The sequence below is a fragment of the Fictibacillus marinisediminis genome (assembly GCF_023149135.1).
GTDB lineage: Bacteria > Bacillota > Bacilli > Bacillales > Fictibacillaceae > Fictibacillus_C > Fictibacillus_C marinisediminis.
In genome coordinates, this window is record NZ_JAIWJX010000002.1 from 4300145 (window position 1) to 4323240 (window position 23096).

At 43.0% G+C, this 23096-nt stretch carries 21 protein-coding genes; 9 read left to right on the forward strand and 12 right to left on the reverse strand.

The window, feature by feature from the left end; all coding sequences use genetic code 11:
- Nucleotides 1–15 precede the first annotated feature (15 nt).
- The 3 genes from LCY76_RS22355 to LCY76_RS22365 form a co-directional block, all read right to left on the reverse strand.
- Nucleotides 16–360, reverse strand: coding sequence for a lmo0954 family membrane protein (locus LCY76_RS22355; RefSeq protein ID WP_248254514.1), 345 nt, complete (start codon nt 358–360; stop codon nt 16–18).
- A gap of 560 nt (nt 361–920) precedes the next feature.
- Nucleotides 921–1232: a hypothetical protein gene (locus LCY76_RS22360; protein ID WP_248254515.1), complete on the reverse strand. Its 312-nt coding sequence runs from the start codon at nt 1230–1232 to the stop codon at nt 921–923.
- A gap of 32 nt (nt 1233–1264) precedes the next feature.
- A complete protein-coding gene (locus tag LCY76_RS22365; protein ID WP_248254516.1) occupies nt 1265–2461 on the reverse strand; it encodes a ParM/StbA family protein in 1197 nt (398 codons plus the stop codon).
- A 397-nt stretch (nt 2462–2858) separates the two neighbouring features.
- On the opposite strand from LCY76_RS22365, the gene LCY76_RS22370 reads away from it, so the two are divergent.
- From LCY76_RS22370 to LCY76_RS22385, 4 genes are all read left to right on the forward strand, one after another.
- Nucleotides 2859–4157: an NCS2 family permease gene (locus LCY76_RS22370; protein ID WP_248254517.1), complete on the forward strand. Its 1299-nt coding sequence runs from the start codon at nt 2859–2861 to the stop codon at nt 4155–4157.
- Between the two features lie 145 nt (nt 4158–4302).
- Nucleotides 4303–4482, forward strand: coding sequence for a small acid-soluble spore protein H (locus LCY76_RS22375; RefSeq protein WP_248254518.1), 180 nt, complete (start codon nt 4303–4305; stop codon nt 4480–4482).
- A 119-nt stretch (nt 4483–4601) separates the two neighbouring features.
- Nucleotides 4602–6254 carry a glycoside hydrolase family 55 protein gene (locus tag LCY76_RS22380; protein ID WP_248254519.1) on the forward strand — a complete coding sequence of 551 codons (1653 nt, stop codon included), beginning with the start codon at nt 4602–4604 and terminating at the stop codon, nt 6252–6254.
- A gap of 147 nt (nt 6255–6401) precedes the next feature.
- The gene (locus tag LCY76_RS22385) at nt 6402–8303 is read left to right on the forward strand and encodes a PhoX family protein (protein ID WP_248254520.1); all 1902 of its coding nucleotides are present in this window, start codon (nt 6402–6404) and stop codon (nt 8301–8303) included.
- A 50-nt stretch (nt 8304–8353) separates the two neighbouring features.
- Here the strand turns inward: LCY76_RS22385 and LCY76_RS22390 are convergent, their stop codons facing one another.
- Together LCY76_RS22390 and rlmN are read right to left on the reverse strand one after the other, a co-directional pair.
- Nucleotides 8354–8836, reverse strand: a complete 483-nt coding sequence (locus LCY76_RS22390; RefSeq protein ID WP_248254521.1) for a hypothetical protein — start codon at nt 8834–8836, stop codon at nt 8354–8356.
- A 165-nt stretch (nt 8837–9001) separates the two neighbouring features.
- Nucleotides 9002–10069 carry a dual-specificity RNA methyltransferase RlmN gene (rlmN, locus tag LCY76_RS22395; protein ID WP_091010025.1) on the reverse strand — a complete coding sequence of 356 codons (1068 nt, stop codon included), beginning with the start codon at nt 10067–10069 and terminating at the stop codon, nt 9002–9004.
- A gap of 554 nt (nt 10070–10623) precedes the next feature.
- Between rlmN and LCY76_RS22400 the strand changes: the two genes are divergently transcribed.
- On the forward strand, nt 10624–10881 hold the full coding sequence (locus LCY76_RS22400; RefSeq protein WP_419714966.1) for a VOC family protein: 258 nt from the start codon (nt 10624–10626) through the stop codon (nt 10879–10881).
- Nucleotides 10882–10997: 116 nt separating this feature from the next.
- On the opposite strand, the gene LCY76_RS22405 is transcribed toward LCY76_RS22400, so the two are convergent.
- From LCY76_RS22405 to LCY76_RS22420, 4 genes are all read right to left on the reverse strand, one after another.
- On the reverse strand, nt 10998–11774 hold the full coding sequence (locus tag LCY76_RS22405; protein WP_248254522.1) for a 3-hydroxybutyrate dehydrogenase: 777 nt from the start codon (nt 11772–11774) through the stop codon (nt 10998–11000).
- 15 nt (nt 11775–11789) lie between these two features.
- Nucleotides 11790–13076, reverse strand: a complete 1287-nt coding sequence (locus tag LCY76_RS22410; RefSeq protein WP_248254523.1) for a GntP family permease — start codon at nt 13074–13076, stop codon at nt 11790–11792.
- Between the two features lie 255 nt (nt 13077–13331).
- Nucleotides 13332–13667 (reverse strand): zinc ribbon domain-containing protein YjdM, encoded by a 336-nt coding sequence (locus LCY76_RS22415; RefSeq protein WP_248254524.1) that lies wholly within the window; start codon nt 13665–13667, stop codon nt 13332–13334.
- Nucleotides 13668–13728: 61 nt separating this feature from the next.
- Entirely contained in the window at nt 13729–15435 is a 1707-nt protein-coding gene (locus LCY76_RS22420) for a sigma 54-interacting transcriptional regulator (protein WP_248254525.1), read from the reverse strand.
- Between the two features lie 211 nt (nt 15436–15646).
- Between LCY76_RS22420 and LCY76_RS22425 the strand changes: the two genes are divergently transcribed.
- From LCY76_RS22425 to LCY76_RS22440, 4 genes are all read left to right on the forward strand, one after another.
- Nucleotides 15647–17074, forward strand: a complete 1428-nt coding sequence (locus tag LCY76_RS22425) for an aldehyde dehydrogenase family protein (RefSeq protein ID WP_248254526.1) — start codon at nt 15647–15649, stop codon at nt 17072–17074.
- A gap of 14 nt (nt 17075–17088) precedes the next feature.
- Nucleotides 17089–17937, forward strand: a complete 849-nt coding sequence (gene ahlS, locus LCY76_RS22430) for an AhlS family quorum-quenching N-acyl homoserine lactonase (protein ID WP_091010037.1) — start codon at nt 17089–17091, stop codon at nt 17935–17937.
- 18 nt (nt 17938–17955) lie between these two features.
- Entirely contained in the window at nt 17956–19137 is a 1182-nt protein-coding gene (locus LCY76_RS22435; protein ID WP_248254527.1) for an iron-containing alcohol dehydrogenase, read from the forward strand.
- 481 nt (nt 19138–19618) lie between these two features.
- Nucleotides 19619–20827: an MFS transporter gene (locus LCY76_RS22440; protein ID WP_248254528.1), complete on the forward strand. Its 1209-nt coding sequence runs from the start codon at nt 19619–19621 to the stop codon at nt 20825–20827.
- 114 nt (nt 20828–20941) lie between these two features.
- Here LCY76_RS22440 and rlmH read toward each other — a convergent pair whose 3' ends face one another.
- The 3 genes from rlmH to LCY76_RS22455 form a co-directional block, all read right to left on the reverse strand.
- Nucleotides 20942–21421, reverse strand: coding sequence for a 23S rRNA (pseudouridine(1915)-N(3))-methyltransferase RlmH (gene rlmH, locus LCY76_RS22445; RefSeq protein ID WP_053356342.1), 480 nt, complete (start codon nt 21419–21421; stop codon nt 20942–20944).
- Between the two features lie 81 nt (nt 21422–21502).
- Entirely contained in the window at nt 21503–21667 is a 165-nt protein-coding gene (locus LCY76_RS22450; protein WP_248254529.1) for a CxxH/CxxC protein, read from the reverse strand.
- A gap of 206 nt (nt 21668–21873) precedes the next feature.
- The gene (locus LCY76_RS22455; RefSeq protein WP_248254530.1) at nt 21874–23082 is read right to left on the reverse strand and encodes a S1C family serine protease; all 1209 of its coding nucleotides are present in this window, start codon (nt 23080–23082) and stop codon (nt 21874–21876) included.
- Between the last annotated feature and the right edge of the window lie 14 nt (nt 23083–23096).

Here is a 23096-nt window from a genome sequence, read left to right on the forward strand (position 1 = left end):
ATTTCTCTCCTTTTATTAATTTCTTTTCAGTTCCGCCCATTGGTTTTCAAAGTTTACGAATGGATCATCCTCTGATACTCTTTCGCTTTTCTTGCCGTTCCAGCTTTTATACACCAGATACAGTACATAGAGAGCAAGGACGCCTAAAAGGGCCGGCACATTGGAGATGGCTGCACATGCCGCAATCACTCCGACTGCTCCCCACAATACTTTCTTCGATGTTGTTTCTGCCTTCATAAAGCCCTTAACAGCAAAATATAAAATCACCAATCCGATCGCGAGTCCAATCATTGGACCAAGGTTGGCCAGCAGGGTGATCGCTGCAATTCCTCCGAGTACAAACAAACCAAATTTCTTCATTTGTTGTTTCCTCCTTTCATATCTATAGCTTACCTGCGTTCCAATTTTTCTATAATGTACTCCGGCTATATTTTCTGATAAGACTTGAGGCGTATTTTCAGAGAATTCATAGGCTTATTGTAAAAGGGGGTGTTTTAATTAGGCCAATCTTTGTTGCTTTTTGGGGTGGTCGATTTCTGTTTCAGGCTGCTCGCTTTCCGCGGGGCGTGCGGTGAGCCTTACTGGCGCAATCGCCTGCCTAGTCTCACCAGTCCCGCTTTTCCCGCAGGACAAGGAAGGCTTCGGCAGCGTTATATCGCACGAAGAAAATGTGAAATTCATTTCCGAGGAGTCTCGCACCTTGCACTCCAGTCAACTCGTCAATGAAGACAAAAATATTCTAAAAACAACAATCCTTTAAAAAAGAGCCTTTACTTAAGAGGATACATTCCCCGTCTCCGGCAAACCGTCCCAGACACATTCATTTCATTTCATATTTACGGGCTAAAAATACACAAATAAAAAAAGCCAGCTCGAGAGTAATCCTCTCAATCCGGCTTTCTGGCCTAACATCTTATATTTTACGTCCAAGATTCGATATCGTCCTCATCGATCTCTTCTTCGTCGATGATATCTTCATACTCAGGAGAATGTTTCGGATCTTCCTGATAGCCGTGTCCATGTGCACCGGCAGCATCAAACGAGAATCCGCGGTCGGCGGGAACATGCTGCTGCAGGTTCCGTACTCCGTTTGCTTTAATCTCATTCTCGACCAAGTAACGGATCGAGTCCATCAGGTTCGTTTGCGAGTTAATCCAGTCAATAATGGCGGGGGCTTCATTCTTCTTCGTCTTTAAAGAAATATTGTCGCCTGGCTTTTTTTGTTTCTTCATCATTACACCCCCTTACCATTTAAATTAGAGACTTATACTGGCTGTTTCGCACGATCCTTGATCGCACCGTAGATTTTTCCGCGTACGAATGCATCCAGTCCGTTTGCATTCATCGTCACTGCATATTTTGCAGGGATGTAAAGAAGCTGGATTTCGCGCTCATTGCAAAGTTCCTTCAGCATTGGAGCAAGGATCGGCTGCATCAAGATGCTTCCGCCTCCGTATACGCAGATCAAATCGATTTCATTTCTTGCTTTCGTCAATTGCTTGCGGATATTGTTGATGATTTGACGTGCTTGTCCTTCAAGCGGTCTTTTCAACGTACTCATCGCACGGGCATGGTATTTATGGTTCGGGTTTTTGATCACGTCACTGAAAAATTGACGCGGGCTGTCAGGAAGGTGGATCAGACGGTTAAACTCGCTGAGTGCTTCCTCAATGGCATACCCTGCACCATGGTTTGTGCCATGCACGAACTGACGCAAAAATTTGTTTCCTTCTGTGATCGGATACTCTGTAGATCCATCGCCAATATCCGTATGAAGAATTCTTTTGTTTTTAAAGAAGCTCCCATTAAAGTTATTTGGCAGATTGTTGGCTTCAATGAATTGGTCAAAGATATCGCCTTTTCTCCAGTTACCATCCTGATCCTTTTGAAGAGAGAAGGTAACTGGTGTTGCTTCCGGAATCACTTTTACAAATTCAAATTCTACTTTAACTGAAACGCGCTGCTTTCCAACATGAACCGTCACATGGTGAGGGCCGTTCATGAAACGCTTCTCAAATTTGGCTGCTGATTCATCAGAGTGCTGTGTGATCGGCAGTGCAGTCGCCATATCAACCGTTACATCAATGGATGCAGGAAGCTTTTTCTCTTCTGCAAATCCTTTTTGTACCGCTACTGCTGCGATTTGAGCGAGCGTGTTGACGATTGGAAGATCAATCTCATACTTGTAATCTACGCCGACCTGAATGTTTTCGATCAGCTCACCGCTTTCTAGTGCGAACTTTCCTACATAATACATACCCGCACGTGCAGCCGGGGAATCAATCGTTACGATTAAGTTCTCCTGAAGGTTACGTACAATCGTTTCAGGTGCCTGTTCTTCACTCCATGGCAGCTGATCCACTGCACAGTTCACGTTTGGCTGCTGAAACAAGCGGCCATCAATAAAAATATCATGCTCACTGTTTCCATTATCGTTACCTACTAAAAATTGATATTGCATAGTATCTATTCCTCCTATTATTTTATCTAAAACTACCTGGTGACACAAGGTGTTACTCAGCCATATATGTCTTTATGTATCGATATTTCCTGAAAAATAGAGGCACTGGAATATAGATGGCTGAAGTTCTACTATATAGAACTTCGAACGTTTTGGATAGATTCCGACACTCCTATGCTTAATAATATTTGACAATTTTAGAATAACACCTCCTATTTTTTAAGAATTCATTCAGACTGAACCTTCTGAATCTTATTTTGGAAAAACTTCCTGCAACCATACAGGACCTTTTTATGGTAAAGTAATTTTTTGGTTTACCAAAAGTCCGTTATGGAAAAATCTATTAGGTAATGATGTCTTTTTCCAAAGAATGAATTTTATAGTTAGGAGTGTCAGTATGTTTAAAATTAAGGAGCGTAATACAACGGTGCGAACCGAGTTCCTTGCCGGTATTACAACCTTTCTGACAATGGCGTATATCATCGTTGTCAATCCGATGATCCTGTCTGACGCGGGTGTGCCTTTTAATCAGGGCTTTACCGCTACAATCATAGCAACAGTCATCGGTACATTATGCATGGCGTTTTTCGCAAACTACCCAATCATCATCGGCCCTTCCATGGGATTAAATGCTTATTTTGCCTATTCGGTCATCAGCAGCCATAACATCCCTTATGCGGTAGGTTTCTCTGCCGTATTCATCACCGGTATTATTTTTCTTATCTTATCCCTTACCTCTTTTCGTACCAAACTAATCAATGCCATACCCGCAAACCTAAAACATGCGATAGCGGCAGGGATTGGTCTTTTTATTACATTCATCGGACTGCGCCTCTCCGGCATTGTCGCCGATCACCCGACCAACCTGGTGACGCTCGGAGATTTCAGTTCCCCGAAAGTGGCTCTCACGCTAATCGGCATCGTCATTACAATTTCTCTGATGACCCTCAATGTGCAGGGCGCCCTTTTCATCGGTATGATCGTCACTGGAATCATTGCCTTCTTCACAGGAAAATTGAAGTTCGATAAAGGCTTTGTATCGGCTCCTCACCTCCCTGAAGGGGTGCTCGTTTATAATCCGATACAGTCGGTCGCCGATGTGATTCATTTCGGATTGTACAGCGTCGTGTTTTCCTTCCTGCTCGTTATGCTTTTCGACACTACTGGAGCACTTCTTGGCATCGTACGCCAGGCAGGCCTTCTGAAAAATGGGAAGCTGGATCGTGCAGGCAGTGCTTTTTTTGCCGATTCCATCGGAACAGCTATTGGAGCCATGTTCGGAACAAGTCCGACTGCCGCCTCTGTTGAATCTTCCGCTGGCGTAGGTACTGGAGGAAAAACAGGATTAACTGGGTTAACCGTCGTCATCTTGTTTTTGATTACGGCATTCTTCAGCCCGCTCGTGAGCGCCGTATCTTCCGTGCCAGCGATTACCGCACCTAGTTTGATCATCGTCGGGAGCTTTATGATTAAAAGTATATCGGAAATCGACTGGAATGACTTCGATGAAGCCTTCCCCGCGTTTCTTGTTATCGTCAGCATGCCGCTCACTTCAAGCATCGCAAACGGAATCGCCCTTGGATTCATCTCCTATCCGATCATGAAATTTGCGAAAGGAAGGATCCGCGAGGTCCATCCGCTCGTTTACGTTTTTGCCATTCTATTTTTATACCAGCTGATCTTTTTGGCTCAGTAATAGAGAAGCACCGGGGGAAATCTCTGGTGCTTTTTTGTTTATTTTCAGGGCTAATCGGAGATAAAAAGCAGCTTCATCAAAACCACCAAACGAATAAAAACACCCCAACCCGTTCATAGTAAAGACGAAAAGGAGGGATCGTACGATGAACAAACAGCGTGCACAAGAGATTGCCTCATCCCCGGTAATGGCAAACGTTACATGTGATGGTGTACCAATTTACATCCAGCATGTTGACGATCAAGGAGAAACGGCCAGAATCTACCCGCTCGGCCAGCCGGAAAATGAACAGCAGGTTTCTCTCAGCAGTTTAATGGAACAGTAAATGCCCCTTTTACAGGGGTATTTTCTTTGTTTGGCAGAAGAATGATTAAGCTTGGAATGAGAGCGGGAATAGTACATAATGTTGAAAATAACAGCTGTTTATTTTGAGGTGATCCCGAAATGCTTCATTTAGATAAAAATCATAATCCGCAAAAAAACAAAGAACTCATTGCTTCTTTTTCTGAGAATAAAGAAGATCTAAAAAGCTTGCTGGATCAAACCGATACGCTTTTTCAGGAACTGAACCCTCTGCCTGAACCAGCGCATTCATCAACTTTCACATTAAAAAACTTACTGCAAAGTCTTCCGAAGATCTTACTGTCCACATCATGGCATAAAAATAAAGAACCGCTCCCTCAAATAGAAGCAGATGAAGAGGGAGGCTTTTATCCGGATTGGAAAAAGATGCTCGACCAGGAATTCATCCGGCTGGAACAAGAGATCGTACAAGAAGTAAATGTACGGGATTTCGGTGCAGTTGGAGACGGCCACACCGATGACACAGAAGCGTTCAAAAAAGCCATTGGACACGGCAAAGTGAAGGTTATTATTCCTGACGGCGTATATATCACACGTGGAATTCGGCTGCCTTCATGGACGATGCTGATAGGTGCCGGTAAGGGAACGACCACCATCAAGCTTCATGATAAGGCACCGAGAAGCCGGCAGCTGGTAACCAACATCAGCCACTGGAGAGGCAACCATCACATCTGCGTCCAAGGGATGAGCCTGGACTGGAATGTGGAACGTTTGAATCCGTACAAAAAGACAGCAGCAGGCAATAACCAGTCCAGCTGTCTTACATATGCCCATGTAACATTCGGCTGGGTAAAAGAGGTGGAAGGCATCAATCCCGGCCTGCATTGTTTTGATGTTTCATCTGCCGTTTATACCTATTTCGGGGATGCTACACGCGCACGCAGGAGCAGCCGTTATATCTGGCTCGACAAACTGAACGGCTATGGATTCGGTGATGATGGGATAACGACCCATCACAGCGACAATATTCTCATTTCCAATTGCCATTTGTGTGACCCAAGCGGAAGGGCCCATAAGGAAGGGTTCTCCAATTCTAACGGCATTGAAGTCGACGATGGCTCTCGAAATGTCATGCTTCTTAACAATTCGACCACACGTTGCTTCGGCGGTGTGGAGATCAAGGCACACCACAATTCTGCAGCGGCAAGCAACACACAGATCGCCGGGCATATCTCGATTAACGACAATCGTTCGTACAATTTTCGCCATATCGGACATCACATTGAAACAGATCCCGAATCGAAGACGGCATTTAATATTAAAGCCAGCCATATCGTGGCTGTAGCACCAATACGGACTCCTTTATACAAGGACTCAACACCCCGGGCAATGGTGATCTCTGCTTACAAAAATGTGGCCATCAACCATTTCACCGTCATTGGCGACCCTGACTATGATTACCGGGGAGAGCCGGTCATTGCGGTTCAGTACCGATCTCGAAATATTATTTTGCATCATCTGAACATACTGGATTTTAAAACAGCAGGAGCGGATATTAAAGTATTTGGCGGTCCTCATGGGGCAGACTCGGTTGAAATTCGGAAGGTAAAGATTCAAAATTCTGCACCGACTGCTCTCCACATCGGCTCAGGTATACATTCCATTAAAATCAGTGATATTCAAGCGGTGTGCGAAAAGGGGAATAAGGGACTCCTCGTTGATCAGTCCAACGCGGAAATTGAAGATTTTCATTCACTCGGCTACAAAACTCCCATTTCTATAGTCAATAAGTAGCAGGATTTTTAGAACAAGTTGGAACTATTTCCTTTAACTTGTAACCATTTCTTAACCTGTTTTCAATATATAGTCCCTATTTCTTCATATCTCCTTAACAATAAAGTGTTTTAATGAGTGTGAAAACTCAATGAGGAGGAAACAACATTGAAGAAAAAAGTCTCAATCGGCTTATCCTTGGCGATCATGGCCTCAAGCGCCATTCCAGCCTTTGCTTCATCTGGCCAGAACCATCACTTTCCCCATAACCACAACCAGATCAAGAGCATAGAATTTGAATCGATGAAAGCACCAAGCACCATTGAAAACATGGTAAAAACGTATACAGATGCAAAAGTAAAAATCACGTACAAAGACGGTACGGTAAAAGAAACTCCGTTAACTTATAATCAGCTATTCTTATCCAAGGATAAAATTGTAGACAACAAAGGTGAAAAGATCCCTGCAGGTACCCCTATTGATGCAAAAGGCAATCCTATCGTTGATCGAAGCGTGCCTGACAAGCCTTCATATTATATTTCTGACGCACCCGATTCCAATAGTTTTATTACGATTGCCGGAAAAGATTACATTATCTCTCATTATGAGTATGATTCCATGGATAATGCCGGAAACGAAATTAAAGGACTGCCTGCATCCATGACACTGACTCAAGTTGACCGCGATAAGAAAACAGGCAAGCTTACCGTTAATCATGCGAAGAAAATTGACTTTTCTAACGTGAACGGCCTATGGACACCTTGTAACGGCTCCACAACTGATTGGGGAACTCATCTTGGATCTGAGGAATATGAGCCGGATGCCCGTGCGTTCGAAGATTCTTCTTCTGATTCCTATCGTGATGTCACCAATTTTGCACAGCACTACTTTGGAGACAAATCGAAAGCCAATCCTTATTTCTATGGATGGATTCCAGAGATCTCCATTCACCCTAACGGCAATACCAGCGTGGTAAAGCATTACAGCACAGGACGCTTTTCACATGAAATCATGCAGGTGATGCCTGATCAAAAAACAGCATTGTTTGGTGATGACGGCGGTAATACGATGATGTTTATGTATGTCGCCGATCAGAAGAGAGACTTCTCTGCAGGGACTCTATATGCGGCAAAATTCAAGCAAACGTCTTCAGATAACGGCGGCGCAGGAGACTTGCAGTGGATCAAGCTTGGCCATTCAACAGACAAAGAAGTAAAGAAAATAATAGATAAAGGTACGAAATTCAGCGATATCTTTGAAACTTCGGCTCAACCTGCTCCTGGCTTTAAAGCGATAAAAACAGCGGCAAGCAAGAAAGTAGAGTATCTTAAAGTTAAGCCAGGCATGGAAAAGGCTGCAGCATTCCTAGAATCACGACGATATGGCGCATTGCTGGGTGCAACTTCTGAGTTTAATAAAATGGAGGGAATTGCCGTTAATAAGGCTGGCCATAAAGCTTATATCGCCATTTCATACGAGAACGGAAGCATGAAAAAAGAGGATATCAGCGGCGTGCAGGATGACATCCAAATGCCGGTTCTTGACTCTGGAACAACCTTTGAACTAGATTTGAATGCCGGTCAAAGAGACCATAGCAGCCACAGCATCAATAGCCGCTATGCGCCTTCAAAAATGAAGGGCCTCCTTGTCGGTGAGGATCTTCCAAAATCTGATGCATACGGCAATACTGCCAATCCGGATAAAATAGCGAATCCAGATAATCTTACCTTCTCCAACGACATGGACACGCTATTTATCGGTGAAGACAGCTCGCATCACACCAACAACTTTGTTTGGGCCTATAATGTTAAAACGAAAAAACTTTCAAGAATACTTTCTGTTCCAGCAGGGGCTGAAGCAACGGGCTTGCGAGCGGTTGATCAACTGAAGAATTCTCGCTATTTGCTTAGCAACTTCCAGCACCCGGGTGAAGATCTGGATGGAAAACAAATTACAGCAGTAGATAAGGAAAAGCTCGAAGATGCCATGAAAAAAGGCATAGGTATCCAGGAAACGGGCGGAGTCGGCTACCTTTCAGGACTTCCATCTGGAGATTTGAAAACAAAATAAGCTTTATGATAAAAGCCCTACCCCGTATGCGGGATAGGGCTTTCTTTGTTTTATTGTGCTGGCAGCTGTTGATCTTCTATCATCTTTTTACAGACTTGATAGCACTCCTCAATATGAGAATTACCGAGATATTTCATCGCAGCAAAACTAATACCGGCTGCTACAGCCTGTCCCACAAAAGGTACGAACTTCGTGACCTGTTTAACCGCTATGCGTTTACCCGCCTTTTTTAATAAAAGAGAAATCATCTGTTTCGTTACGACTCTGCCAGCAAACTGGCTGCCCGCTGAAGTGATGAGGACGATGATTTTCCCTTTCAATGTTGCATCCATCTTCTCAATCTGGCTGGGCGCCAAGCCAAACTTCTCATTAATGGCCGGCAGCAGTTGCATCATGATCGTGATGTCCGCACCCACATCCACTCCGGGAACCGGGATAACAGCGGCCGCCGCAGAAGCTGACGCTCGTTTATTAACCAGCACTCTACATTCCGTTCGGATGGCTTCTAGTTCTTCTATCGTTTTAGGAATCATGGTTATCTCCTTTTATGTTAAGCTTTGCTTTAGATTATACCCAAAACTATATGATGAATAACTAGTATTATGCACTATTCGACCTATCAACCGCTCACTAATCACTGCAGAAAAGTAATCCAAATAAAAAGAAGACCCGACAAAAGTCGGGTCTTCTTTACAGCGCTATTGCGCTTTTTCTTTTTTAATCTGTTTGCTTCTCAGCTGTCCGCATGCGGCATCAATATCAGTACCGTGCTCCTGGCGGATTTTGCAGTTGATGCCCCGTTTTTTCAGTGTATCGTAAAACGTCAGCACAGACTCCTCCTCGCTTCGCTGATATTGGCTGTGTTCGTCTACTGGATTGTACGGAATCAGGTTGACGTAGACCTTTTGCTTTTTATCTTGGAGCAAATCAGCGAGTTGTTCTGCTTCTTCCTTATGATCATTAACATCTCTTAATAAAATGTACTCAATCGTAATTCTCTTGTTTGTTTTTTCTAAATAATAATCCAAGGATTCCATTAATTTTTCAATAGGAATCGCACGGTTTATTTTCATGATGCGTGTCCGTAATTCATTATTCGGTGCATGAAGGGAGATCGCCAAATTCACAGGTAGCTGAGAGTCAGCAAATTCATAAATCTTGTTGGCGAGTCCGCTTGTAGAAACCGTGATATGACGCGCACCAATCGCAAGTCCTTTATGATTAATCACCACTTTTATGAAATCAATCATATTTTCAAAGTTATCAAATGGCTCTCCAATCCCCATGACAACGATATGGCTCACTTTTTCATCCTGATTTCTTTGATCAAGATGAAGCTGGACGTTCATGATCTGCTCGACGATCTCACCGCTCGATAAGTCACGGCTTTTGGCCAGTAAACCGCTCGCACAGAAACTGCAGCCAATGTTGCAGCCGACCTGGGTCGTCACACAAACAGACAAGCCGTATTTGTGCTTCATTAATACCGTTTCGATCAAATTACCGTCCCGCAGCTTGAACAAAAACTTGATCGTGCCATCCTCTGATTCCTGCTTCACATGCTGCTGCATCGTCTGGAACTCGAAGCTTTCCGAAAGCATTTCGATGCATTCCTTTTTTACATCGCTCATTTCAGAAAAGGAAGTGACTCGTTTTCTATATAGATACTCCCAAACCAGGGATGCTTGATATGGTTTATGGCCCCGTTCTAATAGCCAGGCAGCCAGCTGTTCAAATGTTAATCCATAGATGGATTCCTTCACCATTTTTTTACCCTCTTTTCAAAACATATAATGAACTGTCTCTGAAGACAGCATATTTTTTCGTAACCACCTGTTATCTTACCATAAAAAGTCTGGGTATTCAGCGGCGCTGTTTTGTCTTCTTTGGAACATTTTTACCATCCTTTATCCTTCTTAATCTTGAAAAGCAATGAAAGACATTCTTGCGTTTCAATCCCAAAATTACGTGCTGCATGATAAAAGCAATGAATTTTATTGGGGAGGTGATGGACAGCTTTCGATTAAAACATTTAGGTATGGCCGGGCCCTTTACAAAACGAACCGGCGTTTCTTTGCGGTGGAAGAAGGCCGATATCTTCTTTTAATGAAGGTGCCTATACGATGGGTATTGAAGAAGAAACTGAGGCGGAGTCTTTCTGTTTATTCTTCAGAAAAGGGCTTGCCGAGGAAGTGCCCTTTTCTTCAGCTCTCTCCACACAAATCGACTATTTCCGAGGAAATATGACGACAAAAAGCGATCCTCTCTGGAAGGAGGAACAGTTTCAGCAATTGATGGAAACGATTGGGATGGCGAGAACATGGCATTCTTTGAGTGCAGCGGCCTTCGTTTCATGCTCAGCCTGCCAGAGAATGAAACATTTGCCCATCCGAGTTCCGTCATCCATTTCCAAGTGACTCATATTAAGAGCGCTTATGAAGAAATGCTGAAAAAAGGTGCAGCGTTTGTAAGCGAACCTCACCTGACCGCTAAAATGGGACAAACCGAAACATGGATGGCTTTCTTTAACGGTACAGAAGGACATACACATGCCTTGATGAGTGAGGCAGAGGTTTAAAAAAGGAGAAGAAAGGATACTAGATCTGTGAAAGAATCATAAAAGCTATAAATTCAAAGGTTTAATAGAACGAAAAAAACCTCAGCAGACAATCTGCTGAGGTTTTACAATACAAATTATTGTGCAGTATAGCCGCCATCCATAACGATGGCTTGTCCTGTAATACTTTTTGCCTTGTCGCTTGCAAGGAACATCGCGTAGTCAGCGATCTCACTTACTTCCAATAAACGTTTTTGCGGAACTAGCGGGTAGATGACTTCTTCAAGAACACTTTCCAAAGAAACGTTTCTTGTTTTCGCTAAATCTTCCATTTGGCCGCGTACGAGAGGCGTGTCAACATATCCTGGGCAAAGGGCATTTACTGTTACTCCGTGAGTAGCAGACTCTAATGCCGCAACCTTTGTTAGACCGATCACACCATGTTTTGCACTGTTGTATGCTGCTTTTCCAGCAAACCCAATAAGTCCGTTAATGGAAGCCACGTTGATAATGCGTCCGAACCCCTGCTCTTTCATGATTGGGAATGCATGTTTAATCGCGATGAATGGAGCAGTCAGCATGATTTTAATCATTAATTCGAATTTAGCAGTCGGGAACTCTTCGATAGGAGACACGTGCTGTAATCCTGCATTGTTGATGAGCACATCTACACGGCCGTATTCTTTATGAGCAGCTTCGATCATATTCTTGATGTCTTCTTCACTTGTTACATCTGCTTTAAGTCCGATTGCTTCATATCCTAGGCCGTTAAGTTCTTCTGCTGCTTTTTTTACGCCTTCAGCATTCAAATCAGTAAGTACCACTTTACTGCCGTTTTCAGCAAACGTTTTTCCGATTTCAAACCCAATGCCACTTGCAGAACCTGTAATTACAACGACTTTATTTTCTACCACGTCAATCTCTCCTTTTTATATAATCCCTATACTTGCCATAATGATGCCGACGATCACAGCGACAGTTGGAATGATTAATCCAACGACAAATACATCTTTGTAACAATCCTTGTGAGACAGCTTTGTTACCGCAAGGAGAGTCAGCAATGCTCCGTTATGAGGGAGTATTGAAGCACCCGATGCGACGGAAGCCATTCGGTGAAAAGCTTCAGGGCTGATCCCTGTCGACTGGGATAAATCATAATACGTTTTTCCTAATGCCTGCAGCGCAATACCCATCCCGCCAGATGCAGAACCCGTAATCATAGCTAGAAGCTGAACGACTAATGATTCTGAAACGAGTGGATTGCTTGAGATGCCTAACAGCATATCTGTAATGTGATCAAATTCGGGCACACTCGTTACAACAGCTCCAAATCCAACCGCAGCAGCCGTATTGATTATCGCCATAACCGATCCTTTTGCGCCTTCATTCATGGATGGAATAAAGGTTTTGTACCTCTTAATGTTGAGAAGAAGAATGACAATAATCCCAGCCAATAAAGAAGCAATCGGATTTAATTTAACGAAATCAAGTAATATGACAACTACCATAAGTGGAATCAAAGACAATAGCCAGTTTGGCAAATTTTCTGTTCCTTTTTCCTCATTTTCCTTATCGCCTTCTACTTCTTTAAACATGTCACCGGCTGCTGTCATTCGGTTTTCTCTAAACTTGAGCCAAAAATAGCCTCCAACAGCCATGATCAGTGTCGTTACAATTCCAATCATTGAGCCCGCCATCGGAGTGGTTTTAAAGGTATTCATCGGAATTAAGTTTTGAATCTGGGGCGTTCCTGGAACGGCTGTCATCGTAAAAGTAAAAGCACCCAAAACGATCGTTGGCGCAATAAGCTTTCTGGAGATGTTCGCTTTTTTAAACAATGCAAGCGCAATCGGATAAATCGCGAACACAACAACGAATAAGCTCACTCCGCCATAAGTTAAAACGGCTGAAGCAACGAGCACACCTAAGATGGCACGTTTTTCACCGATATACTTCGTAAACTGAAGAGCAACCGATTTGGCGGCTCCAGTATCCTCCATTAGTTTCCCTAGTACGGCACCTAATAAAAAGATCGGAAACCATTGCTTTGTAAAATTCACAAAGCCTGTCATATACGTATTGGTATAGGCGTCCAATAGGTTTAATCCGCTTAATAATGCCACAATTCCGGCAACAACGGGCGCAACCCAAATGATCGACCAGCCCAGGTAGGCGAAAAACATAAGCAGTGCCAGCCCTATCAAAATACTAATCAAACTTTTTCCCCCTTTTGTCTATAAGAAAGCGTGCTTTCACCCAAAAGCATCCTGTCTACTTGTGAATTTTTTATGAAAATTGTAAGCTTGCTTACCCGAAGAGGAATTTTACTCTTGAATGTTCAATATGTGAAATATATGAAAGTTATAGGTGTCATGCGAAAAAAGAATAGGTGAAAAGTTCTAGAAAACTTACATGAAAAGCAAATAAAAAACTCCAGCGCTAGTGCACTGGAGCTTCACTCCTTGAACGATTTATATCTTCTTTACAAATTCAGATTTTAACTTCATGGCGCCAAAACCGTCAATTTTGCAATCAATATCGTGGTCACCCTCGACCAGACGGATGCTTTTAACTTTAGTTCCTATTTTTATAACAGAAGATGTTCCTTTCACTTTAAGGTCTTTAATGACGGATACTGAATCACCATCATTTAAGACATTTCCATTTGAATCTCTAACAACCTTAATATCTTCATTTAATTCAGCTTCGCTAGTCCACTCATGAGCACATTCCGGACAAACAAAAAGGCTGCCATCCTCGTAGGTATACTCTGAGCTGCATTTTGGGCAGTTAGGCAATTTAGACAAGACAATCATTTCTCCATTCGTTTTTGTTCATTTTACCATATAAAATTTTTTTGAATTTGTTTCAATTGATCCCTCTGTTGATCTCCCTATCCCACTTTTTCATTTTTTTCACAAGTGTCGAGTGATCGACTCCTAAATATTCTGCTGCCTTTCTGATGGAGGGTTTCTTGTGAAGCGCATCCATAATCACTCTTTTTTCAAACTGTCCCATTCTTTGTTTGAAAGTATGAACAGACTCTGAGTTACCATGAATACTAAAGTGCGGCGGCAGATCAACCGGTTCAATAGTAAGTGATGGCACCGAAACAATCATGCTCTCCACTAAATTCCTTAATTCTCTCACATTCCCCGGCCAATGATAGCTTTGTAAAATTTGTTTGGTTTCGGGTGATACATGCTTTTCGATATTAAATAGTTTACAGAAATAGGTAAAAAAATGATCCAGTAAGACTTCGATGTCCTCAGGACGCTGGCTCAATGGAGGAATAGCTATTTCTATCACTTGCAGCCGGTAATATAAGTCTTCTCGAAATTTTCCTTTTTCCACTAACTCTTTCAAATGTTTATTTGTTGCTGAAATGATTCTAATGTCTAGTTGCTTTACTTTGCTGCTGCCTAATTTTTGAATTTGTTTCTCTTGCAGGACACGAAGCAACTTGACTTGCAAAGACAATGGAAGTTCCCCTACTTCATCCAGCAAAACTGTCCCCTTGTCCGCCAGTTCCAGCAGACCGACTTTTCCTTCCTGCCTTGCTCCGGTAAACGCCCCTTTTTCATAACCAAAAAGCTCAGATTCCAGCAGCTGTTCAGGGATAGCCCCGCAGTTCACTTTAATAAAAGGCATATCTTTTCTGTCACTTAATTGGTGAACTAAATTAGCAATAACCTCTTTACCCGCTCCTGAAGGACCAGATAGCAATATACTTGTTGGGTATGAAGCGATTTGTTTTACTTTTTCTATAATTCCCTTCATTTGAATGCTTTGAAAGACTACCTTTTCATCATTTCCCTCCGTGGAAAAGGTATATCGATTCTGACTCATTTCAGAAAAGCTTTTTGCCTTCTTCAACTCATTTGTCAGTTCATTTAGCTGAGTAATGTCTCTGACACTGGTTACAACCATTTGAATCTCGCCTGATTCATTGAAAACGGGAGTTCCCGTGACCATGACATCTTTTTGCTGGCCGATTCGCTGAAGAATCGATCTGCGTTTTTTATCCTGCAGGACAAGGAGTGAGACAGATTGATCAAAGTAGCCGTGGTTCATCAAATCGCCCATGTGATGACCGATAAGTCTTTCCCTCTTGATTCCTGACATAGCCTCGTAAGCTGAATTCACAATGAGTGTAATTCCTTCACTATTAACGACATAAATGCCATCCGTAGAAAATTCGATGATTTTTTCCATTTGCTTGAGTAATGAACGATAATGTTCGATTTGAGAAATATCCTGTATAACACTCACAGCACCAATGAGCTGATTTTCCTTATATAAGGGAGTTTTATTCACCATACATTGCAACCCTGCTATCGTCATTTTCGCTCCGAGTGTGCTCTTGCCACTATTAAGAACCTGATGGATTTGTGAATTAGGAACAAAATCACGGATATCTTTGCCCACTAAGTCCTGGTGTTCTTGTTTTATTAGTTTTTGTGCTGAGGAATTTATGAATAGAATCCTATTATTATGGTCCACGACAATGACCCCGTTGGACATCGAGGAGAAAACGCTTTCTAAAATTTCTTTGTTCACAGTAAGTGGTTTCATCGGAATCTCTGCCTCCTGCAAGAAGCGGTGAAAATTATCACCAAACGGTGACGATTTTCACCGTCTTTAGTCTTTGTTACACCAACAATTCTTTTTATTATGGTGAATTTTATCACCATAATTTGCTTTAGACAATGTAAATTCTTATATAAAATAAGCATTTTTACTATTGGCATGAATCTTGCATTATAAAAAGGCAAGGAGGTTGAGAATGGAAATTAAAGAGTTATTCATTAATGGGAAATGGGAATCAAAAGAAAGAACCTATGCACTGCACTCTCCTTATAGCGGGGATGTGATTGCTAACATTAGTATGGCAGATGAGGCAGATGTAAAAAAAGCCATTGAAGGAGCAAAAACAGCCTATGAAACGATGAAAGTGATGCCTGCCTATAAGCGCTCAGAGATTTTGCTGAATGTTGTCCAACTCCTCCGTGAAAGAAAGGAAGAGTTGGCACGAATTGTTGCACTTGAGGCCGGTAAGCCCATTCGGACAGCACGTGGCGAAATTGACCGCACCATCGCTACCTATCAATTTGCAGCGGAAGAGGCAAAACGGATCTATGGAGAAACCATTCCAATGGATGCCGCTCCTGGAGGTGAGAATCGTCTAGGATTTACATGGAGAGAACCATTAGGTGTTGTCGTTGCAATCAGCCCCTTTAATTTTCCGGTTAATCTCGTCGCGCATAAACTAGGACCAGCCTTTGCTGCGGGAAATACAGTTGTATTGAAACCGGCTGAACAAACACCTTTAAGCGCGTTATTAATCGCTGAGATCTTCAAGCAAGCCGGCCTTCCGGATGGAGCTCTTCAAGTGATAACAGGCAGCGGAAGAGAGCTTAGTGACGCTCTTATTACTGATGAAAGAGTTAAAAAAGTAACCTTCACAGGGAGTGCAGAAGTAGGTAAACTGATTAAATCAAAAGCCGGGTTGAGGAAAGTAACATTAGAACTTGGTTCCAATTCAGGGTTAATTGTTGAACCGGATGCCCCGCTGGAAAAAATTGTGCCCCGATGTGTAGAGGGAGCCTTTTCCTTTGCAGGCCAAGTTTGTATTTCACTGCAAAGAATTTATGTTCATGATTCCATTTATAATGATTTTTGTAAGCGTTTTATTGAACAGACAAAAAAATTAACAGCCGGCGATCCTCTCGACGAAAAAACCGATATTAGTGCCATGATTAACCTTAAGGAAACAGAGCGAATTGAGTCGTGGGTCCAGGAAGCTAATGAGCAGGGAGCTGACATTGCACTAGGCGGAAAACGCGACGGCTCGGTCTTCCCGCCAACCGTACTATTAAATGTTAAAAAAGATATGGCGGTTTCCTGCCAAGAAACATTTGCTCCTGTTGTCTCAATCGTTCCCTACCATGAGCTGGATGAAGCCATCCATATGGTCAATGATTCTTCGTATGGATTAAATGTGGCTATCTATACCCAAAACATCCTTCATGCAATACATGCGGCCAAAAAGCTGGAGTCAGGCGGAGTCATTATTAATGATATCCCAACCTTTAGGCTGGATCATATGCCTTATGGCGGAGTAAAGGACAGCGGCTATGGACGTGAAGGAATTAAATATGCCGTTGAAGAAATGACAGAATTAAAATTCGTTACCATAAAAACAGCATTTTAAGGAGGAGAAGTACTTTGGCAAATATTATTAAACCTAACCCAAAGCTTTATGTAATGGATAATGGCCGTATGAGAATGGATAAAAACTGGATGATTGCGATGCACAGTCCAGCAACAGTGGAGAATCCCAATACACCAACTGAGTTTGTCGAGTTCCCTGTCTATACTGTACTCATCGACCATCCAGCAGGTAAAATTCTTTTTGATACTGCTTGCAATCCTAACTCAATGGGGCCTGAAGGCCGGTGGGGGAAAGCAACACAGCAAATGTTTCCAATCAATATGGGAGAGGAATGTTATCTTCATAACCGCCTGGAGGAGCTAGATGTAAGACCCGAAGATATTAAATACGTAATAGCATCCCACCTTCACCTTGACCACGCTGGGTGCTTGGAGTTATTTACAAATGCGACAATCATCGTTCATGAAGATGAGCTGAACGGTGCCCTTCAAACGTATGCCCGCAATGAAAAAGAAGGAGCATACATCTGGGGAGATATTGATGCCTGGATAAAAAATAATCTTCAATGGAAAACCATAAAACGAAGTGAAGACAATCTTGAATTAGCAGAAGGAATTAATATCCTTAATTTTGGAAGCGGACATGCCTGGGGTATGCTTGGCCTTCAGATTAACATGCCAGAAACAGGCGGGATTATTCTCGCCTCAGATGCTATTTATACAGCTGAAAGCTTCGGACCGCCGATCAAGCCGCCTGGCATTATCTATGATTCACTGGGCTATTCCAACGCAGTTGAGAAAATACGCAGAATCGCGAAGCAAACTGGTTCCCAAGTCTGGTTTGGACACGATGCTGACCAATTTAAAACATTCCGCAAATCTACTGAAGGATATTACGAATAAAATAGAGGGGGAAAAACAATGAGTGTCGCAAAGTTAGTTTTCACCCCATTAAGCTACACAGGATGGGGATCACTGAAGGAATTGCTTCCTGAAGTTGCGAAGTATGCGCCAAAGAGAATTCTTGTTATCACAGATCCAATGCTGGCCAAGATAGGAATCGCTCAACGCGTAACAGAACCGCTTGAAGAACAGGGCTATTCTGTCACTTTATACACGGACGTCGTTCCTGAACCTCCTGTAGAAACAGGAGAAAAGCTGGTTTCCTTTACCCGTGAAGGAGAATTTGACATGGTCGTCGGTGTAGGCGGCGGAAGCGCACTCGATTTGGCCAAATTAGCTTCAGTATTGGCTGTGCATGATGGTTCTGCAGCTGATTACTTAAACTTATCCGGCTCTAAAAATGTAGAAAAAAAAGGGTTGCCTAAAATCCTCATTCCGACTACATCCGGAACCGGTTCAGAAGTGACAAATATCTCTGTCCTCTCCTTAGAGACCACAAAAGACGTGGTGACACACGATTATCTTCTCGCGGATGTAGCCATTATTGATCCGGAGCTGACCGTATCGGTTCCCGCCAAAGTAACGGCAGCTACGGGAATTGATGCTTTAACCCATGCAGTGGAAGCCTATATTTCAGTGAATGCAAGCCCTGCCACTGATGGCTTAGCCCTGCAGGCGATCCGCTTAATAGGACGATCCCTTCGGAAGGCCGTTACAGATGGAAATAACCGGCAAGCAAGAATTGATATGAGCAATGGGAGTTATATCGCAGGCCTTGCATTCTTTAACGCGGGAGTAGCCGGAGTTCATGCCTTGGCTTACCCGCTTGGCGGGCAATTTCACATTTCCCACGGTGAATCGAACGCCGTCCTTCTTCCCTATGTAATGGGTTATATTCGGAAAAGCTGCACAAAGCGTATGGCGGACATCTTAAATGCCCTGGGTGGAAATTCTGCCTACTTATCCGAAGAAGAAGCTTCCTATAAATGTGTAGAAGAACTCCAGAGGCTTGTGAGTGATGTTGGAATTCCAGCTGCTTTATCTGGCTTCAATGTACCGGTTTCAGCCCTGGAGAGCTTAACACAGGATGGAGTAAAGCAAAAAAGAATCCTGGCCAGAAGTCCTCTTCCTTTATTAGAAGATGATATTAGGAAAATATATCAAGTCGCCTTTAATGGAACGATCGTAGAGCCAACTTAATTAATAAAATATGTAAAGGGGCTGTCCAAGAAGTCTGTAAGCTGTTGATTTCCGTTCCAGGCTGCTCGCTTTCCGCGGGGCGTGCGGTGAGCCTCTTGGTGCAAGCACCGGCGGGAGTCTCACCTGTCACGCTAGTCCCGCAGGAGTCTCGCATCTTCCACTTCAATTAACTTTTCATTGAAGATTTTTCAAGCCAAAAAGGGGCTGCCTGAAGGTCAATTTTCGACTTTCTGGACAGCCCCTTTTTCATTTTCTTTTCATGTCAGCAGATTATTTTAGCGGATGAACCTACAGCAAGCGAAGTAAAATCCAGAAATAATGCGGATTCTTACTTAGTCAATCATTAATTACTTGTATCTAAAATGACAAAAATAGTTTTTAATAAATTAGGGAGATCCAAGAAAAAATTTTTATGGTATGATAGTTAGATTGTTTACCAGCTATGTGACACATTTACATTCATCTAAGAAAAGAGGCAGTTATGCACGCCGCAAAATTATCCAAGCGACATTGGTTACTCATCTTTACACTTACTTTATTAACATTTGTTCTCGGGACAAGCGAATTTGTTATCGTTGGAATCTTAACCGATATTTCCTCGAGTCTTCATATCACAAATGCAAAAGCAGGCACACTCGTGTCTGCATTTGCGATTACATTTGCCATTGCCACACCAATCGTAATGTCAGCCACAAGCCATTTTCCAAAGCGTAAATGGATGTTGTTTTTGATAGGATCGTTCATTGTCCTGAATGCTTTGTGCGTGATTTCGACGAGCTACATCATGCTCCTTGCACTTCGAATGATGACGGCGGTTGTAACAGGAGTTTTAATCTCTCTTGCTATGATCGTTGCAAGTGAAACCATGCCGATCGCAAAACGCGGACTTGCTATATCCTTCGTTTTCGGTGGTTTTACTCTTGCAAACGTCATTGGAGTACCGATAGGCACTGTCATTGCTGAATGGTATAACTGGAATGCAACCTTCCTGTTTACGACTCTTCTGGGGGGAATTTCATTTTTTGCATCTTTCTTCATTTTGCCTAAAATGCACAGTCAAATTCGCAGCTCGATGCGTGATCAATTTTCTTTATTGACACACCCGCGAATCTTAATGGCTTTTTTCATTCCATCACTTGGATTTGGAGCGACGTATGCCATTTATACGTATCTGGTCCCGATCCTGAAGGGAATGGAAGCACCACGCAGTTCAATCAGTTTGATCTTGTTTGGCTACGGATTTATTTCGATTTTCAGCAACATACTCGCTGGTAAAATTGCCAGCTATAATGCTATCGGACGCCTTCGGTTTGTTTTCTTTTTGCAGGCCTTGGTTCTGATCAGTTTATATTGGACGACAAATCATTTTATCTTTGGATTGGTCAACATTGGCTTTATGTCATTAATGGCCATCCTTTTAACCACCTCTACCCAGCTTTATTTGATAGACCTTGCTGGTATTTATCAGCCAAAAGCAACAGGACTCGCTGCTTCCCTTATGCCTGTGGCAAGCAATGTTGGTATTGCCTTTGGTTCCGCATTAGGCGGATTTGTTTACCATCAAGGAAACTTGATGAATGTGACATGGGTCGGGGGGCTGGTTGCTATCTTTGCAAGTCTTCTAACTTTCCTAAGTCACCGCTTAGACCAAAAACAAAAAACCAGCATAACGGAAAAGCTAATTAGTTAATCCTTCAATTAAAATTAAAAAAAGAAGTATCAAGAACGCAGCGTTGTTCTTTGATACTTCTTTTTTATATATTGACTATGTGCTTACCTCAAAAAAAATAATGAACAATTATAATTACTTATGGTACGGTTCTCCACGATTAATCCGGAATGCCCGATAAATCTGCTCCACCAGTACGAGCTTCATTAACTGATGCGGATATGTGATCCGGCCGAACGAAATCTTCTCATTCGCCCGTTTCATGACTTCATCACTAAGCCCCAGTGATCCTCCGATAACAAATGCCACTTTGCTTTTCCCGTAGGTCGCCAGCTGGTCCAAGTTTTTGGCTAAATCTTCTGAAGAGATCAGCTTTCCCTCAATCGCCATGGCAACAACATGAGCATCCTGTGGGATTTTCGCCAGGATTCGCTCACCTTCTGCCTTTTTCACAATCTGCATTTCCTGATCACTCAAGGTTTCAGGCGCTTTTTCGTCCGCTACCTCGATAATTTCTATTTTGGCATATGGCCCGAGCCGCTTTACGTATTCATCAATTCCCATTTTTAAATACTTTTCTTTCAGTTTGCCAACGGTTACTACTAAGATATTCACAGGGGAAAACTCCTTTTATAAACAACTTATCCACAAAAGTTATCCACATATACACAAAATCTATCCACATTTAGTATAGGATCACTCGTTCGATACTTTATATATGGCCTTTTTTTCGCAATACGTACATGTTGTTGATAACTTTTCTGTTTCTGTTAATAACTCCAGATTCGGATAGATTTCCAATTCATCAACGATCTCATCGATCCCGATATCCACATGTTCATCACAGCAAAATTTTTTCAACGTCATTCTCCTTTATTTATCCACATGATGATCTCTTCGTATTTTAACACAAATCAGTGTCTCACTATTCTGCTTCCGGGTAAATCAATAGACCGTTACTTGCGGTTCGACATGATTTACTTGGCCATTCACACCATTTTCATCATCTCAAACTCCTGCCGCTCCAATAAACACAAAAAAATCAGGAGATTTCTCTCCTGATTTCCTTATGAAGACTTCTGAAGACCCAGTTTAATGGTCGTGATTTTCTTTTTGCCTTTGCTGTAGTACGTAATTTTCATCTTATCGTCTACTTCTTTTTTCGTATACAGATATTTGCGAAGCTCAAGTGGAGAGCCGATCTTCTTGTCATCGAGTGCGACAATAACATCCATCTCTTTGATCCCTGCCCGGTCAGCTGGTGATAATGGATCAACATCCATAACCACGACACCTGATTTAACACTTGGCGGCAGCTTTAACGTCGTTTGACGGTGATAGCTGCTGACTTGTGATAATGGGATAGGGCCAACACCCAGGAATGGGCGTTTAACTTCGCCGTAACGCTCAAGGTCCGCGATAATCGGCTTAGCTGTATCAGAAGGGATGGCGAATCCAATTCCTTCTACTTCCTGCTGTGCAATTTTACTGGAGTTAATGCCGATTACCTGGCCGCCGATATTCAGAAGGGCGCCTCCGCTGTTACCAGGGTTGATCGCCGCATCCGTTTGGATGACTTCTGCTTGCCAGTCCGGATTGCCGTCCTCATCGCTGTCAACTGGCATGGTTCGGTCAGCACTGGAGACAACCCCCTCTGTTACAGAGCCTGGAAATGTTCCGAGCGGGTTACCGATTGCAATGGCCGGCTCACCCGGTTTCAGTGAGCTGGATGACCCAAATTGAGCCACTTTTTTCACCCTGCTGCCGTCGATTTCAACTACCGCCAGATCCATCAGCGGGTCCGTACCGCGCAGTGTGCCCTTCAGCTTCGTGCCATTACTTAGTGTAATCTCAAGGCGGCTGGCACCTTTTACGACGTGATTGTTCGTCACGATATAGGCTTTTCCGCCTTCTTTTTTATAGATCACACCTGATCCTGAACCGGCAGCCTGCTGGCCTTGGTTCCAGAACTCACCTTGCTGGATGTTCAGCACTTCGACAACTGCATCCCGTGCCTTACTGACAGCATCAGTGACGTTGGTCGTGACGTTCACATTCACGTTTTTGTTGATCCCGTTTTGCTCATTAACGCCGGCATTATCTTCATTGCTTGAATAGTTATCAGGCAGAAGCCCCATGCCTCCAAGGGCAGGAATTGAAAATAATATGAGCAGGCCGCCTAATATAGCGCCTACTAGAGCGGCCAGCAAAAATCCGCCTCGGTTTCCTTTTTGCTTTCTTGGACTAGATTCATAATCGTCATCATAATAGCCCATTCCCTGCTTCACCG

What these genes read in the sequence shown, in the direction of transcription:
- LCY76_RS22355 (WP_248254514.1), bottom strand. Translation starts at nt 360, where the DNA reads ATGAAGAAATTTGGTTTGTTTGTACTCGGAGGAATTGCAGCGATCACC.
- LCY76_RS22360 (WP_248254515.1), bottom strand. Translation starts at nt 1,232, where the DNA reads ATGAAGAAACAAAAAAAGCCAGGCGACAATATTTCTTTAAAGACGAAG.
- LCY76_RS22365 (WP_248254516.1), bottom strand. Translation starts at nt 2,461, where the DNA reads ATGCAATATCAATTTTTAGTAGGTAACGATAATGGAAACAGTGAGCAT.
- LCY76_RS22370 (WP_248254517.1), top strand. Translation starts at nt 2,859, where the DNA reads ATGTTTAAAATTAAGGAGCGTAATACAACGGTGCGAACCGAGTTCCTT.
- LCY76_RS22375 (WP_248254518.1), top strand. Translation starts at nt 4,303, where the DNA reads ATGAACAAACAGCGTGCACAAGAGATTGCCTCATCCCCGGTAATGGCA.
- LCY76_RS22380 (WP_248254519.1), top strand. Translation starts at nt 4,602, where the DNA reads ATGCTTCATTTAGATAAAAATCATAATCCGCAAAAAAACAAAGAACTC.
- LCY76_RS22390 (WP_248254521.1), bottom strand. Translation starts at nt 8,836, where the DNA reads ATGATTCCTAAAACGATAGAAGAACTAGAAGCCATCCGAACGGAATGT.
- rlmN (WP_091010025.1), bottom strand. Translation starts at nt 10,069, where the DNA reads ATGGTGAAGGAATCCATCTATGGATTAACATTTGAACAGCTGGCTGCC.
- LCY76_RS22400 (WP_419714966.1), top strand. Translation starts at nt 10,624, where the DNA reads ATGGCATTCTTTGAGTGCAGCGGCCTTCGTTTCATGCTCAGCCTGCCA.
- LCY76_RS22420 (WP_248254525.1), bottom strand. Translation starts at nt 15,435, where the DNA reads ATGAAACCACTTACTGTGAACAAAGAAATTTTAGAAAGCGTTTTCTCC.
- LCY76_RS22425 (WP_248254526.1), top strand. Translation starts at nt 15,647, where the DNA reads ATGGAAATTAAAGAGTTATTCATTAATGGGAAATGGGAATCAAAAGAA.
- LCY76_RS22435 (WP_248254527.1), top strand. Translation starts at nt 17,956, where the DNA reads ATGAGTGTCGCAAAGTTAGTTTTCACCCCATTAAGCTACACAGGATGG.
- LCY76_RS22440 (WP_248254528.1), top strand. Translation starts at nt 19,619, where the DNA reads ATGCACGCCGCAAAATTATCCAAGCGACATTGGTTACTCATCTTTACA.
- LCY76_RS22455 (WP_248254530.1), bottom strand. Translation starts at nt 23,082, where the DNA reads ATGGGCTATTATGATGACGATTATGAATCTAGTCCAAGAAAGCAAAAA.